This is a genomic window from Bacillus altaicus (genome assembly GCF_042136375.2).
In the GTDB taxonomy this organism is placed as follows: domain Bacteria; phylum Bacillota; class Bacilli; order Bacillales; family Bacillaceae_G; genus Bacillus_A; species Bacillus_A cereus_U.
The window spans coordinates 214,685-230,839 of the sequence record NZ_JBHHFZ020000002.1; the positions used below are offsets into that span (position 1 = coordinate 214,685).

Here is a 16,155-nt window from a genome sequence, read left to right on the forward strand (position 1 = left end):
TTGTCTTTTCAGAGTGTTGGGAAACCCTTTAGGGTTCCAAACACTCTGGAATCTTTTTTTGATTTTAGCGAAAAAAAACAACATAAAATAATAGAATTTAGAAAAATAGCCCCCACCAGCCCTTTTTTGGTTAGGTGGAGGGCTATTTTTTTCATGTTTTGACAAGCTGCGGTGAGATAAGCCTGCATTTGGACAGACTTCAGCCCCCGAAACCGAGCATATCGATAGCCATGTAGTTCTTTGGCGTCCGCAAAGCTTCGCTCTATAGTTGAACAGCGTACTTTATACAGTCTTTTCCCTGTAGCTGTTAGCTTGTTTTTTCTAGCGATATCTTTATATTTCTCCCATATATGATGAGTGATAACTTTTTGTTTTTGTTTCTTTGAAAAACAATCCTTACGTAGCGGACAAACAGCACAGTCTTCTGGATTGGATTTGTATTGACGATATCCTTCGCGATCCGTTGTTGCATATTCTAAAATACATCCCATCGGACAAGCAAATACATTAATTTCTTCTACATATTTAAATTGGCTTTTCGGTACTTCTTTATTTCGCTTTCCAAATCGGCGATACCCCATCACCATAAATATATTCCGTTCTGATAATTTCTTACAGATATAACCTGTAAAATAGCCTGCATCAAGGGCTATAGCTTCAACTTTAAATCCGAATTTATCAATTTGAGCTTGTAGACGTGCTAAATACGGCTCGGAATCTGCCATATTTCCAGCCGTTATATAGGTATCTGTAATAATATTGTACTTTGCATCAGTCGTACGATGATCTAAGAAATGAAAACCGTTCGGTTTTCCATCCCTCATTAAAAATCCACTATCTGGATCAGTTGTACTTATACGAATTTTTTTAGTAGGGGTATCACTTTCCTTTCTAGGTTTTAATTTTTTTTTCCGTGTGCCTCACGACCTTCGATTACCGCAGCTTCTAGTTCATCTATATAAAACTTTGCCTTTTCTTTTTTATATTTATGTACAAATTTATTTTTATTGGCATTCGCCTTAATGTGTGTAGAATCTGTCATCAACGCACGTCCTCCCACCATACGGTGCTCCGTCGCTTGACTCACAATCTTATCAAAAATTTCTTCGAAAATATTTGTATGAATGAAGCGGGTACGGCGATTCCAACTGATTGTAGAATGATCTGGAATTGTATCTGATAGAGAAAAACCTAAAAACCAACGGTAGGCAATATTCGTTTTAATCTCCTTTTCCAATTGACGCTCAGAACGAATACCATAAAAATATCCAATAAACATCATCTTAAATAAAACGATAGGATGAATTGACGGACGTCCATTGTTTTCACAGTAATAAGGGCGTAATTTTTCCTCAATAAAATCAAAACTGATTGTCGCTTCAATCGCACGAAGGAAATGATCTTGCGGAACCAACTCTTCTACAGAAACAGATACACGCTCATCACGATGATTTTTTAAAGCACCCATCATAAGAAATCTCTCCTTTTCCTCTTTTTTATCAGTGTTGACACATAAAAAGAGGTTCAGACACAAAATAGGCTGTGGAGAAGACTTTCTCCACAGCCTGAAAAGACAACTCTAATTAAGAGTTGTCTTTTTGTGTAATAAATTTCACAAAATCTGAAGATATACAAACGACTAGAATACGTTATGGTTGTTATTATAACAAAAACGAATATTATTTTGAATAAAAAAATATTCGAATGAGTTTTTGAGCTTTTTGTAAAGGTTTTCTTTGAATATAATTATTTATTTTAAAAATATAATCATGGTTATTGTTTTTCGAGGGTTTCCTTATAAACCTTAGCTATATATTTGACAAAATCAATGACGGGATAGTGTATGAGTGAACGGTGCTGCGCAAAGAGAACCCCTTCTTTTTCCATTTTGGAAATAAGTTGTTCAATTTTTAACTCTTTTTGTTGTATCCTATTATAATTTTGGTATACAATGTTTTTCCATTGATAGGAGGATCCGTGAAAATAACTCTCTCCTTTTACCATATGACTAAATATTATTTCTATTTTTTCTCTACGTTGTGTTTCCTTCATATGAGCTTCCGTTGACTGCATGTTTATCGCCTCTTCCCTTTGAGCTGTATACTGTTTCCAAAAATACGGTCTAACTCATCATAGCTAATGTACAGTAATCTTGTTGGGGATTGTCGTTTACGGCTATCTCATCAACTGTATATATTTTCCAAATGCTTAATCTAACATCTTGGATCTTACATCTAAATAAGTTGTTAGTCTATATAACATACCATTCATCTTTTCAGTTTTTGCTACCAATAACAAAATTAGAAAGTAGCGAAAACGCATGAAAGATTAATTGTTTATCAATCTTAATTATAAAACGATTCTTTATGGGTATGCACCTTTTTGATATGAAAAAAATCATATAGAAATAAAGCGTTCTTAAAGAGTTTTGTTAAAAAATTTTTATGTTTGACTAAAAAAAAGGAAAGTAATATTTATTTGTAGAAAATTTTTAAGGATAAAAATGAATGTAAAAATAGAATGAATATCTATGATAAGAAAAGGGGGCACTTATATATGCTAACAAATGATTTAGATTTCCGATTAGAACCACGTTTAAAAGTACTGTATGAACAACATAAAATAAGAGCGCAGAAGATAGACTGGGGTTATCATGAGTTTTTACCATGGGATAAGGGAATGGACTTTAAAAGAGTTCCTTGGGATGAAAGTCAAGTTACTCTTCCTACTGGTGTAATTACGGCCATTGAAACAGCTTTATTAACAGAAGTGAATTTACCATGGTTTACAACGTATTTATCTGCGACTTTTAAAGGGTCCCTTTCTGTTATTACAGACTTTATTCATACTTGGACTTCAGAAGAGGATCAACATTCGAATTTATTGGAGACATATTTACTACTCACTCGAAGTGTGAATCCCAAACGATTACATGAATTAAGAAAGTCAGTCGTTGAGGGTGGATTTGAGCCCGATTTTCACACACCAATCGAAGCAATGACGTATACGACGCTACAAGAACTTGCAACGATGGTGTTTTACAATAATGTAGCTAAGGTTGCAAGTAAGCATGATCCAGATCTTGCTACATTATTACGCCGTCTTGCAAAAGATGAAACTCTTCATTATGCGTTTTATCGAGACGTCATTCGAACACATTTGGAATTGGAACCTAATTATTGCTATCATATTGCCAATGTGATTAGGAATTTTAAAATGCCAGGTGCTGTCATGCCTGATTTTGAAAATAGAATGACTGTGATTGCAAAAGAAGCTAACTATGGGCCGCTGCAATATTTTGATCAAGTACTTGATGTAGTAGTTGATTATTGGGGGTTAAAAGACTTACGACCAATTGCACCTCTAGCTGAAAAAGCAAGAATTGAGATTTTGGAGTACCACACAAGATTGAAAAAAATACGGGATCGATTTGGTCGTTTTCAAGGGAAAACGGATCTATGTTAATTAATCGATATTTTAGGATGTATATGGACAAATTGACCGTCCCTTTATTGAGAATCTGACACACTCCCTATTGTTTTGGGGGTGTTTTTTACTTAATTTAATTTTTATCAAAAAAGTAGTTGACTCCAAAAATAAATTTGTGATATTATAAAATATTTGATAAAAAATCGCATATGTGTTAAGGTTAAGAAGGTTACCATATATGGAGGTGGATTATATGTTTCAAATTGGCGATAACATTGTTTATCCAATGCACGGAGCAGGTATAATTGAAGCCATAGAAGAAAAAGAATTCTCAGGGAAAAAACAACAGTATTTTGTTATAAAAATGTCAATCAGTAATATGCAAGTCATGATTCCTATGGGTAAAATATTAAGTTCGAGTATACGCCCAGTTACTGATATACTTGCATTAAAACACATTATACACATTTTTCAGCATGGAGAATCAGATAAATTACTGCCGTGGAAACAAAGGTATAAAGTGAACACGGACAAAATAAAAACGGGTGAAATACAAGAAGGTGCTGAAGTTGTACGTGATTTAATGCGTATGAAGAAAGAAAAGGCACTTAATACAAGCGAAAAAAAAATGTTGGATAACGCACATGAATTTTTGATTAGTGAACTAGGATTAATTAAAGGAATCACTGAAAATCAAATGAAAAGTTTCTGTTAAGATTCATTATAGATAATGTATTACATCCCCCGAAAATATCCTGAATTTTTCGGGAATATGATTATTATTAAAAGTAAATCATTTCAAAGACATTCAACTTCTTCAACTCACTTTTAGAGTAGGAACCTCTTTTGTTATTACTTCAATCTAATCCATTTTTATTTTTAAATTTCTTTTACGAACGTTCGAAGTTGCATCAAATAACTCGATTAAATAGTCACTTGATTTTTGCAATCCTGATTCACACTGGCACGGACAAGGAGCCGTAAGGATGAAAGAGAGGTAGGGCTTTCATTGTTTTAGGTAATATACTATCTAAGTCATTATTTCTAGAAGAAAAAACAATCAATCTCACCGCTATCTTTAAGAATTTCTTACATCTACTGATACAGTGAATAGTAATTGTTTATCTTCTTTACGTAAAATTGATAAACGAACTGGTAACACCATATGGTCAACTACAAAAAATGGTTTCCAGACCAGGAAACCATTTTAAATTTCATTTACATAACAATAGTAAATTAAGCAGTAAGAAGGAGTGCACACATGAAAAAAATGTTAACAAAAGAATTAAGTAAGGAATTAAAGAAGCGGGAAGGGATCATTTCTATTACGGTTGAGCCTTATGAAAAAATCGAAGTTGGTGGAATTCGTGTAGATGGACCAGCTGTTATTCTAATTAATCAAGAATAGCTAAAAATAGTTGAATGAACGAAGAAAAGGATCAGCCTTTACGAGAAGGGAAGATCCTTTTTGTTTGCTGTTGATAATAATAGGATATACATTTCATCTGATGCGATGGGATTAAAAGAAAGGAGAGGGTCGGGATTATCATAGCGGAAAGCTTAATGTTGGTAGTATTTCTTTTTATGTTATATAAATTAGTTGCTAAAAAAACAAACTAATTATTTGAAACGATAGATTGTTTTCTTTTTAAGGGCGAGATTTATTTTATAGTGAAATGGATAATTTAAAGGAGGAATTTAGATGGATGCAAGGAAAGAACGCATAAAATACGAGAAGATGTCAAAGAACTATAACCATATTTATTTAGTTTCGTTTCTCCTATTAATTGTACTTGTTTGTAGTAGTGTGATTATCATAGGAGCTACAGGGGGAAAATATGGAGTGTTTTTGTTGTTAGCAATTTTACTTAACGCACGTATTATTAAAGAATCTCAAAAAAAGTATGAGCAGTATTCTAATAAAGGGCGTATTTAAAATGATAAATATCTTGAAAAGAACAACCTAAATGTACATTTAAAATATCCCTATATCATTACCTATTAATTACTAAAAAATAATCTTATATTAATAATTTTTTAGTAATTTAGGAATAGAAAACGTACCTTATTAAAATGTTATTTTCGTTCATATAATGAATTATCCTTCTAGCATATTTATAAGATTTATATCATATATTAGTAGAAAGAATGCAAGTTAGAAAGGAGTCTTATAGAATGAGTTATTTGGAGGGAAATGACTTTAGTGAACAAAATATGGTAAGTGTACCTAACCCCTACGTATATCAGACATTACAATCAGTAATTGGTAAACTTGTGGTTATTGAAACTGTAAGAGGTAATGTAAGAGGAAAGTTAAAGGATGTGAAACCAGATCATTTGCTCATTGAATATACGGTACCGTATATTGTACGTATTCAACAAATTGTATGGATTATGCCAAAACAATGATCAAATTACATCTAATTTGATTTATAACAGATTGGCGTCATAGACGACCAAATAAAAACACAGGGTTTTATCTCTGTGTTTCTTCAAATTTTCTTTTTTGAATATATGCTTGAGCATGAATAATTTCTTCCTGAAGTTCTTTTAATTCTTCCATAGATCCTGATTCAATCCTCATGTAAGTAGTAACTAAACTAATCATCATATCCATCTTCTCTACTATATTTTGAATGACCTGTTCAGATTGCTCTTTTTTAGGGTGTTGTATTGCTATTAATACATTTTCTAAATAATTGTTCTTTCTTTGCTGGATATCATTAATAAACTGTTTTGTGTTTGAGTTCATTTGTTTTTCCTCCGTTTTGTATATATTTCCATTCTATCATATTTGAATAGAAAATATTGGATTCCCCTAAATTCACATCTGTCTCGTACATCTCCTCAAATATACAAACTAATTCCTTAACGTACAGGGAACCGGATAAAATGTGTCTAAATTATGTCTAAACGTACAATTTTCTTTTTTTGATATGGTGACCCCATTGCCATCAACCTAAGAAAACAGGTCACCCCCAAAACGATAAATAAGCTTTTTTTCACAAGAAAGCCTAGAAATTTCGTTCTGGGGGTGTAATAAAACTTTAGCTTGATGGGCGATTTGGCGGTACCCCTATTATGTAAATCTTATCAATACCTAAATACCTCTAAAAAATAAATATTTTAGTAACTGATGCTTAATGTGGAAATGGTAACGTGCGAAAATAATGTCGAATTTATCAGAATTTTTTATATTTTTGTTGTTTTATTTTTTTTTTTTATGCTAGACTTATAATTACAAAGAAAGAGTAAACCAAAACCCTTAGCGATATAATTATCTGAATTTTTAGTTTTGTTTGTTGGTTGGTTTACTTTACATCATTGACATGTGTATATGTATTTTTTCCTCCACTCTTTCTTTGCTGTGCCCTTTAGAAAAAAACAACTTGTCCTTATCCAAGTTGTTTTTTTTCTGTAAAGATTTCATTTATTGTTTATGATAGTTGAGGTAGTAATTCAAAAAATCACCTATCAGGGACATAGTTTTTAAGATGAGTTTTTGGAAAGCATTTTTATGAAAAATGCGCGGGGATCGTTTGAAAATTAAAATAACCCATCTTTTCTGTGTACCTCGACACATTTAATTTGTATAATAAAAAAACTAAGAAAATTTTAAAAATAACTACATACGCATGTTTACATACATAGGGGTGAGAGAATATGTACAAACTGACAGAGATTATTGACGTAAAAGAAATACAAACTATGGCAGAACACTTTTATCTTTTAACACAGATTTCACATCAGCTGCTTGATTGCAACGGAGGAATCATATTTCATTACGGCACACCATCCTCTGATATACATTTACATACAAAAATTCATGTCCCTATTATATTCAATGAAAATACGATTGGTGATTTTTGGATTTTGTCGCCTAAAGATAGTATTGAATCTTGCACTATATACTTTAAATCCCTTGCAACGATTATAACGAATAAAGGAATGAATACATTACATCAATTACAGAAAGATCAATCTATCCCTGCTGAAAAATTATATACGATTTTACACAACATGCCCGTTATGGTTGATGCTTGTGATGAAGAAGGGAATATTGTCATATGGAACCGAGAGTGTGAACTTGTAACAGGTTATAGTGCCGATGAAATTATTAACAATCCTTGCGCGTTAGAGCTACTTTATCCAGATGAAACGTATCGGAATCAGTTACTTCATGGATTTTCTGAACTCGGTAAAAACTTTCGTGATTGGGAAATGACACTTACTTGTAAAAACGGTGATGAAAAAACAATCCTGTGGTCAAACCTTTCAGAAGAATTCCCTGTTCCTGGATACAGTTACTGGGCAGTTGGTATTGATATTACGCATCGGAAACAGGTAGAAGAGAAACTTATAGAAAAATCTTCAGAGTTAGAATTAATTTTTAAAGCACTTCCAGACTTATGTTTTTTAACAAGACTTGACGGAGTAATCGTTGATTATAAAGCCGGCTGTCCATCAAGATTTTATGTACCTGTCGAACAATTTATGTATAAAAAATTTCAGGATGTGTTACCTTTAGAGGTTGCCCTGCAGCTACAAGAAGCAATTGCAAGGGTACAGCAGAATAATTCCATAGAAATTGTAGATTATTCCTTGCTCATGCATAATAGTATTTACTTTTTTGAAGCACGATGTTTACCGCTATTAAAAGATAAAGTAATGGTTATGGTTCGCGATATTACAGAGCGGAAAAAGACAGCGGAACTATTAAATAAATCAGATAAATTAGCTACTGTCGGTCAACTAGCTGCAGGGGTTGCACATGAAGTGCGAAACCCACTCACTGTTATTAAAGGATTTATACAATTATTAGAGATACCAATGAAACATGAATCAAAATATTTTCAACTCATACTTTCTGAAATTGAGCACATTGAATCTATTATTCATGAATTTTTATCGATTGCTAAGCCTGAGGTATGTTCTTTTGAACAAGAGAGCATCGATGTAATTTTAGAAAACGTTGTATCATTAATTAACACAAAGGCAATTATGACAAATATTCATGTCACATTCCAAACGGATCCTGACGTTGTATATATTGATTGTTGTAAAAAGCAATTAAAACAAGTGTTTATCAATGTTTTACAAAATTCGATTGAAGCAATGCCAAATGGTGGAAACATAATCATTACCACTAAGAAAGTAAGTAACAATGAGGTGGAAATTTGTATTTCAGATGAAGGGACTGGTATTCCAGAAGAAAGAATTGCAAAACTTGCCGAACCTTTTTATAGTACGAAAGAAAAAGGCACAGGTCTTGGTTTAATGATTAGTTATAAAATTATTGAAAGTCATCAAGGAAGAATTTGTATAACAAGTAAAGTTGGAGTAGGAACCTCGGTGAATATTTATTTACCGCTTTTGCAAGAGGACATAAACCTTTCTTAGGTAGGCGAACCGCGGCTTTCGTACGCTAAGAAAAAAAGCCTTGCTACATATATAATGTAGCAAGGCTTTTTTAAGTTGTTTAATTCTCGTTCCACTATCGTCTTTGTTAGCTAACACGTTAATTGTTTTAATAGCCTTTTGTTTAATTCCCACAATGCTGCTTTGTTGCTATCCCATTTCAAAAGCGTTACTGCTTCCTCAAAGCACAACCATTTATAATTGAAGTGTTCTTTGGATAATGAAATATTTTTTGTAGGAACTTTAACTCCAAAAGAAAATTCTTTTATTACATAAACATCTTCCCCAAAAAGAAATCCTCCAACTACATCCTCTACTGGTAGTGAAGATACAGAATCTAGTTTTATATATGGGCATTCTCTTATAATACCAGCCTCTTCAAACGCTTCCCGTTGTGCTGATTCAGTAGGAGTCTCACCATCTTCTCCACCACCAGCTATTCCTTGCCAATAACCATAATCACTTCGGTTAAAAATAGCATATTGAATAGAATCGTCAGTTATTATATAAGGAAATATCAATACTTGATATGGTGCTCTCATTGCTTAACCCCCTCCCGAAAATAAGCTGTAAATAAATATGAATTATTTATCTTAACTGGATAGTGATGTATGGTGCCCCCTATTAGTTGATACAGAAGAAGGGAAAACAGAATATATAGAAGGTTATTACGAAGGTATTGTGATTATGGAGAACGGACAAAAGGCGAAAGTGGAAATATTCTTGGCAAATGATGTTGAGGATGACGATGATCCGTGGGTATGCAAGCATACGAAGTTTTATCATAAGTGTTCTATTTGCTTTGGGGTACCGCCACATCGCTATCAAGCTAATAAAAAGAAATGCCCCCTAGAATGAAAAAATGCGCTATTCTTTCTGTAGAATCATAGGAAAGGATGGCGTTTTTTATGTCTGTTTCTGTGTATGACGAATTACAACTATTTGCTCAAGAGATTCAAAGTTTTTTATCTCCAAATACCTTACGGGATCTTGCTAGAGATGTTGGCTTTGTACAACGAACCAGTAAGTACCAAGCAAAAGATTTAGTAGCTTTATGTGTATGGTTGAGCCAAAATATAGCTATGACTTCTTTAACTCAGTTATCTAGCTGTTTAGAAGCATCAACAGAAGTACTCATCAGTCCTGAGGGACTGAATCAACGGTTTAATAAGGCGGCCGTCCAACTTTTACAACACCTACTAGCCGAACTACTAAGCAAAAAATTGGCCGCATCTATGCCGATTTCTTCTCCATACACTTCTGTTTTCAAGCGTATTCGTATTTTAGATTCAACTGCATTTCAACTCCCGGATGTATTTTCATCGGTTTATCCAGGTGCAGGAGGATGCAGCCATACGGCTGGGATAAAAATTCAACTTGAGTATGATTTGTTAAGTGGACAGTTCTTACATATTCATACAGGTCCAGGTAAACAACATGATCGCACTTACGGCTCTCTGTGTGCCCCAACTGTGACAGCGAATGATTTATGTATCCGAGATTTAGGTTATTTTCATTTAAAAGACCTTCAATATATACAAGATAAAGAGGCCTACTATATCTCTCGTATCAAGTCGAATACACGTATTTATCAAAAAAATCCTAACCCTGATTATTTTCAAGACGGAAGAATTAAGAAAGGTACAGAGTATATACAGATAGATATGGAGACGTTAATGAGCTCCCTTCAACCAGGACAAACATGTGAAATAGCTGATGCTTATGTAGGAATGATTGATAAAGTGCCAGCTCGTGTAATTGTTCACCGATTAACAAAACAACAGCAACAAAAACGATTACAAGATCAAGCTGTAAGAGAAAAAAAGAAAGGAATGAAGTATTCTCCTTGTAGTAAACGGCTCAGTGGTATCAATGTATATATGACAAACACCCCTACAGATATTGTCCCGATGGGACAGGTACATGACTGGTATTCTTTGCGTTGGCAAATCGAAATTTTATTTAAAACGTGGAAGTCATTCTTTCAAATCCATCATTGTAAAAAGATAAAACCAGAACGATTGGAGTGCCATTTATATGGTCAATTGATTGCCATTCTACTCTGTTCTTCTATCATGTTTCAAATGCGCCAATTGCTCCTCATGAAGAAAAAACGAGAGCTTAGTGAGTATAAAGCCATATATATGATTAAAGACTATTTTCTTCTTCTATTCCAAACTATACAAAACATACTAAGATTAGTAGTGCAGACCAAGGCATTGGTTCGCACTACTATTTTTTATATAGTAGAAGTGAAGAGGAGGTCGTGGGTGTTTTGGGATCCTGAATCCGTATACAAAACTGACCTTCTTCACTTACCTTATTTGAATCAGTTTTTAGTATGTTGGTCTTCGAGATCGTGTATAAGAAATGAGAATCGATAAGTGTAAGTTGAAGACTTCAATTCCACCTGAGGAGGCGCTATATGAAACACGTTATTGCATTTGATGTCAGTATGGGTAAAAGTTATATGGTAATTTATAATGCACAAAAACAATGCGTATTCGAAAGTGAAATCAAGCATTCTAAGCCTGATTTTAAAAAGCTACAAGAAAAGATACATAAGCTTACAGATGAAACCGGCGAATCACCTGAAATTGTGTTCGAAGCAACAGGGATCTATTCCAGACAGCTAGAACGATTTATGCAAAATAACCAGTATACATATTGTTTATTAAACCCATTAGAAGCCAAAATACAATGTGATTCCTTGCGGATTCATAAGACAGACCGAAGCGACGCACACCGATTAGCTCTCACTCATTTTACAGTTACCCGAAGGGTATCTACCGGAACTGATAATTTATTCTATCAGTTAAAATCTCTTTCTAGATTATATAGTGAACTGGATGATGAATTATCAATAATTCGCGGCCGTATGCATAAAGTAATCCAATTAACATTTCCAGAATTGGAAAGAATATTTACTAGTAAATCTGATTTGTTTTTAAATTTTGTTCAACTATTTCCCCACCCAGATTGTGTTTTAGGTCTTTCTAAAACCATTATAAAAAATCGTATTCGTGCCAACACCAATAAAAAAATATCAAATATTACGGCGGAGAAAAAAGCGATTCAGATACTTGAAATAGCGAAAATTTGCTATCCTGCTGTTTCTCAGAACGATGTTCTGTGTGACCAGCTCAAATTATACGCAAGGCGCTATCAAGAGCTTCTTCACCAAAAAGAAAGCTGTATTAGCAAGATGGTGTATGTAGCTGAGCAACGCGCAGAATACGATATCGTTCGCAGTCTCCCTGGGATTGGACCGAATACTGCCGTACGCTTGATGGCTGAAATAGGAGATATTACTCGTTTTAACAATAACAAGCAACTCAATGCATTTGCTGGTATTGATATACGCCGTTTTCAATCAGGTAAAACCTTTTTTAAAGATAAAATCAATAAACGTGGAAATAAACATTTGAGGAAGCTCCTTTTCCTCATCATCCAGAACATGATTAAACAACGACGTTACGGACAAAATCATATTGTTGAGTATTACGATAAATTAAAAACGCAACCTTATAACAAGTGTCATAAAGTTGCGTCCATTGCATGTGTAAATAAATTATTGAAGCTTCTCTTCTATCTCATTACACATAATATGCACTATGATTATCGGTTAGCCGCCTAAAACCATAGTTTCATCCATCGTACCATATCTTCCCCCTAGTAAAAAATGGACACATATTAGGGGTATTTGGCTTGCATTCTAATTGGCTTAAAATCTCTGGCATTTAATCAATTATAACTCTAAAAAACATTTGACTAATCGTAAGAAAAACACCCAAGAGCTATCAAAGGTGTTACTTCGCCTGTTCAATCTCCTACAGCAAAATGGGCGGAAATCTCATCGATATGATAAAAAAACGATCTTTGATATATTAGGTGTCGTTTACAATTGTACCATGTCTGATAACCAAGCCGCTTAATTCAAAAAAGTGAAACCCGTTAGGGTTTATTTCGTATGCAAATCTTTCAAACACTTACACTTGCTCTTTAGAAAAAAGAAACAATCTCGCCTAAAATTGACTTTGCATAAGCTTAGCTTGATAGCGATGGGGTACCGCCACATTGCCATCAAGTTAAGAAATCCGTTATTCTTCAAAACGAAAAAATGAAATGAACTCTTGTAAATAACTAACTATCTCAATAACCTTATTGTGCAGGTTCATCGACATGTGAAACGCCGTTTCGCTCGTTCCTTAGGATTTCAAAGTCTTCGACATGCCTCACGTACGATCAAAGGAATAGAAACGCTTTATGCTATATACGCCGAAAAGACGAAGTCTTCAAATAGACTCCGTCTTTTCGGCGTATAACGAATTACAGAATTTATTGACGTTTTCATAAAATTGGACTTCAATTTTCTCATATTTTTATGTGTTACAAAACTTTGCAGCATAATCTCATTTTTCGCTTTACTGATTTCAAATTTTTTTAGTTGATAGACGTGAGACTACTATTTTAGTAAGGTGACAAAAAATGTCGAAAAATAGCTAAGATTGTCTAATTTTGATTGCTATACGACCTGTGCGATGTTAAATTCGAAGTAATAAGAAAAAAAGGAAATGGGTTCGTTCCATTCCCATATCCAACCTTTCGTAATTATTTATTATGAACACGGATGGAGATTTCTTTCTTCGGGTGTGTTTTATATTTATCAAACTCTAGGAAGGTTTACGAGCGCTTATTTCTTAATTTTCAAAAAACAAAACCGACAGGAAATCGAAATCAATTACATTCATTCATCGAAAGGGCTTTAATGGAATGAATTGAAAAGGAAAGGATGATTTATATGAAGAAAAGGAATAATTTTATGTTCCAAAAACCGATGAAAGTACTTGCGACATCTGCTATTTTGACAACTACATTATTTTCACCTATCATGACAAATGGCTTGACTGTTCATGCTGAAACAATTGCTGCACAGACTACAAACCAATATGAACAGAGGGATTTTGAACTTCCAGGTACAGGAAGTTTTAGTAGTGAAGCAAAAAGAGAAAGAAGAAGTGAGCAAAAAAACTATATGCCAACAGGAATCTATGTAAAACCGAATGAACAAGTTACAATTGAAGTATCGGGAACGCAAAAGATTAGAGCGATTATTGGGACGCATCAATATGATAAAGAATGGGGAAAAGAAGTTAATCTATCTCCTGGTTCTAATACCATCTCCTCTCCAAACGGTGGTTTATTAGGGTTTGATAACCCTCAAGATACAGGAACAGCTAAGGTGAAAGTAACACAAGGCGGAAGCCCTGTTCCATTCTTTGAACTAGGGAAGCATACGAAAGAAGACTGGATTGCGATGATGAACAAGTATCCAGATGCACATGCGGTACAATTGAAATCGGAAAAAGCAGTACTTACTGTTACTCGTGATAGTGCTCAGAAATATATTGTGGATCAAGATCCTGTTCCTCTACTAGAAAAATATGATGAAATGATTCGAGCACAAGATAAGATATCAGGGTTATCTGAAACAGACCCGAATCCTTTACATCGTTCGACTCGCCGCATTTGGGCTTTTGTAGAAAATCCTAACAAACCAGATTGGGGCATGTATGCCTCTCTTGATGGAGCCGTATTTACTACTGCTGGTAACGCAATTGAAAGTGCTTTAGATGTAAATAAATTTGGATGGGGACAAATGCATGAGGCGGGACATGCAAGGCAACAATCCCCATGGACGTGGAGCGATTTTAGAGGTATGGGGGAAGTAACTGTTAATCTATATTCTTTAGCTGCACAAAAGCGATTATTCCCAAATCAGCCAACACGTTTAGAAAAAAATAAGGATTACGAAAAAGCCTTTACATACTTAAAACAAACAGATAAAGAATATAAAAATATTGATGACTTATTTGTGAAACTTGTAATGATTTGGCAACTGCAATTAGCATATGGTGAAGATTTTTATCCAAATCTTCATAAACTATATCGAGAGTCACCAGAGGATCTACTTCCAAAAACGGATGAAGATAAAATACAAGCATTTATTTACAATACATCGAAAGTAGCGAAACAAAATTTACTACCATTTTTTGATCAATGGGGACTGAAAGCATCGCAAGAAACGCGGCAAAAAATAGAAGCTTTGAGCTATCCGATATTAACCGCGCCTATTTGGGAAGCCACTGATTCTAAACCTGTTATTGTAGAAGAAAACGAAGAAACTTCAAATATGGAACCGAAATTAACAGTACCTGTTGGAGCAACAATTAATGTAGGTGATTCATTCGACCCAATGGCAGGAGTATCTGCTACTGATAAAGAAGACGGAGATCTTACTGATAAAGTAACAGTTGACGGTAAAGTAGATACATCTAAAGCAGGTACTTACGAGCTAACTTACACAGTTAAAGACTCTAAAGGTCATAAAGTAATTGCGAAACAAAAGGTAACGGTTAAAGAGAAAGAAGAAACAAAAGATGAAGCGCCAGTACTAAAAGTACCTTTAGAAACTACAATTACGGAAGGAGATAAATTCGACCCAATGAAAGATGTAAGTGCTACTGGTAAAGAAGATGGTGACATTACATCGGAAGTAAAATATGAAGGTCATGTAGATACAAATACACCTGGCACTTACACGATTACATACACAGTTAAAGATTCTGCAGGTTATTTGGCAACTCAAATGCAAACTGTAACAGTTAAAGAAAAAGAAAAACCTGTTGAAGATCAAGAGCCTGAGTTAACTGTACCTGCTGAAGTGAATATGAATGTAGGAGACAAATTCGATCCAATGTCTGGGGTTAAAGCTATTGATAAAGAAGATGGCGATGTTACTGATAAAGTAATACATTTTGGTGAAGTAGATACATCTAAAACTGGTACTTACGAAATGAAATTCCTTGTTCGTGACTCCGGTGGTAATGAGGTAACTACAATACAAAAAGTGGTTGTGAAAGATAAAGACAATGGTAACGGTTCTGATAACGGAAATAATGGTTCAGGCAACAATAATGATTCTGATAATGGTAATAACAATACCAGCAACGGTAATAGCCCTGATAATGGCAGTACTGCTACTAACAACAGCGATGGCTCTGATACTGGTAACAGTAATATCTCAAACAATAGTACTTCTGATAAAAAAGAAGATACATATAAAGAGCTTCCAAAAACGGGTGCAAGTACAAATAACAGTGCAGCAATGGGCATATTGATGGTTCTTGCAGGTATGGTACTTACTTTTGGTCGCAAATTTAAAAAGGTACTAAAATAATTTTGACTCAGTGCAGTGAATAAAAAGACATCTTCGAATAATGAAGATGTCTTTTTATCAATTTCAGG

The 16,155-nt window shown here is 34.1% G+C and carries 12 protein-coding genes and 3 pseudogenes; 11 read left to right on the forward strand and 4 right to left on the reverse strand.

Annotated features, from left to right (window positions below; all coding sequences use genetic code 11):
* Nucleotides 1–101: 101 nt before the first annotated feature.
* Together ACE38F_RS27275 and ACE38F_RS27280 are read right to left on the reverse strand one after the other, a co-directional pair.
* Nucleotides 102–1,471 (reverse strand): annotated as a pseudogene (locus ACE38F_RS27275) (IS1182 family transposase); the annotation flags it as partial.
* Between the two features lie 302 nt (nucleotides 1,472–1,773).
* Nucleotides 1,774–2,073, reverse strand: coding sequence for a hypothetical protein (locus tag ACE38F_RS27280; RefSeq protein ID WP_002144219.1), 300 nt, complete (start codon nucleotides 2,071–2,073; stop codon nucleotides 1,774–1,776).
* A 483-nt stretch (nucleotides 2,074–2,556) separates the two neighbouring features.
* Here ACE38F_RS27280 and ACE38F_RS27285 point away from each other — a divergent pair, with 483 nt between their 5' ends.
* From ACE38F_RS27285 to ACE38F_RS27305, 5 genes are all read left to right on the forward strand, one after another.
* Nucleotides 2,557–3,465 carry an acyl-ACP desaturase gene (locus ACE38F_RS27285; protein WP_462782492.1) on the forward strand — a complete coding sequence of 303 codons (909 nt, stop codon included), beginning with the start codon at nucleotides 2,557–2,559 and terminating at the stop codon, nucleotides 3,463–3,465.
* A gap of 217 nt (nucleotides 3,466–3,682) precedes the next feature.
* Nucleotides 3,683–4,144 carry a CarD family transcriptional regulator gene (locus tag ACE38F_RS27290; RefSeq protein WP_462782494.1) on the forward strand — a complete coding sequence of 154 codons (462 nt, stop codon included), beginning with the start codon at nucleotides 3,683–3,685 and terminating at the stop codon, nucleotides 4,142–4,144.
* 546 nt (nucleotides 4,145–4,690) lie between these two features.
* A complete protein-coding gene (locus tag ACE38F_RS27295) occupies nucleotides 4,691–4,837 on the forward strand; it encodes a BC1881 family protein (protein ID WP_377896117.1) in 147 nt (48 codons plus the stop codon).
* 294 nt (nucleotides 4,838–5,131) lie between these two features.
* Nucleotides 5,132–5,365: a hypothetical protein gene (locus ACE38F_RS27300; RefSeq protein WP_375371040.1), complete on the forward strand. Its 234-nt coding sequence runs from the start codon at nucleotides 5,132–5,134 to the stop codon at nucleotides 5,363–5,365.
* 239 nt (nucleotides 5,366–5,604) lie between these two features.
* Nucleotides 5,605–5,838 (forward strand): YuzF family protein, encoded by a 234-nt coding sequence (locus ACE38F_RS27305; RefSeq protein WP_375371039.1) that lies wholly within the window; start codon nucleotides 5,605–5,607, stop codon nucleotides 5,836–5,838.
* Between the two features lie 67 nt (nucleotides 5,839–5,905).
* On the opposite strand, the gene ACE38F_RS27310 is transcribed toward ACE38F_RS27305, so the two are convergent.
* Nucleotides 5,906–6,181 carry a hypothetical protein gene (locus ACE38F_RS27310; protein WP_375371038.1) on the reverse strand — a complete coding sequence of 92 codons (276 nt, stop codon included), beginning with the start codon at nucleotides 6,179–6,181 and terminating at the stop codon, nucleotides 5,906–5,908.
* A 911-nt stretch (nucleotides 6,182–7,092) separates the two neighbouring features.
* On the opposite strand from ACE38F_RS27310, the gene ACE38F_RS27315 reads away from it, so the two are divergent.
* Nucleotides 7,093–8,829 (forward strand): PAS domain-containing sensor histidine kinase, encoded by a 1,737-nt coding sequence (locus ACE38F_RS27315; RefSeq protein ID WP_375371037.1) that lies wholly within the window; start codon nucleotides 7,093–7,095, stop codon nucleotides 8,827–8,829.
* Between the two features lie 110 nt (nucleotides 8,830–8,939).
* Here the strand turns inward: ACE38F_RS27315 and ACE38F_RS27320 are convergent, their stop codons facing one another.
* The gene (locus ACE38F_RS27320; protein WP_375371036.1) at nucleotides 8,940–9,389 is read right to left on the reverse strand and encodes an NUDIX hydrolase; all 450 of its coding nucleotides are present in this window, start codon (nucleotides 9,387–9,389) and stop codon (nucleotides 8,940–8,942) included.
* Nucleotides 9,390–9,755: 366 nt separating this feature from the next.
* On the opposite strand from ACE38F_RS27320, the gene ACE38F_RS27325 reads away from it, so the two are divergent.
* From ACE38F_RS27325 to ACE38F_RS27345, 5 genes and pseudogenes are all read left to right on the forward strand, one after another.
* The gene (locus tag ACE38F_RS27325; protein ID WP_375371034.1) at nucleotides 9,756–11,231 is read left to right on the forward strand and encodes an IS4 family transposase; all 1,476 of its coding nucleotides are present in this window, start codon (nucleotides 9,756–9,758) and stop codon (nucleotides 11,229–11,231) included.
* Between the two features lie 41 nt (nucleotides 11,232–11,272).
* Nucleotides 11,273–12,484, forward strand: coding sequence for an IS110 family RNA-guided transposase (locus ACE38F_RS27330; protein WP_375371033.1), 1,212 nt, complete (start codon nucleotides 11,273–11,275; stop codon nucleotides 12,482–12,484).
* A 142-nt stretch (nucleotides 12,485–12,626) separates the two neighbouring features.
* Nucleotides 12,627–12,782, forward strand: a pseudogene (locus tag ACE38F_RS27335) (IS4 family transposase); the annotation flags it as partial.
* 213 nt (nucleotides 12,783–12,995) lie between these two features.
* A pseudogene (locus tag ACE38F_RS27340) lies at nucleotides 12,996–13,203 on the forward strand (IS6 family transposase); the annotation flags it as partial.
* Nucleotides 13,204–13,648: 445 nt separating this feature from the next.
* On the forward strand, nucleotides 13,649–16,087 hold the full coding sequence (locus ACE38F_RS27345) for a M60 family metallopeptidase (RefSeq protein WP_375371032.1): 2,439 nt from the start codon (nucleotides 13,649–13,651) through the stop codon (nucleotides 16,085–16,087).
* Nucleotides 16,088–16,155: the final 68 nt, after the last annotated feature.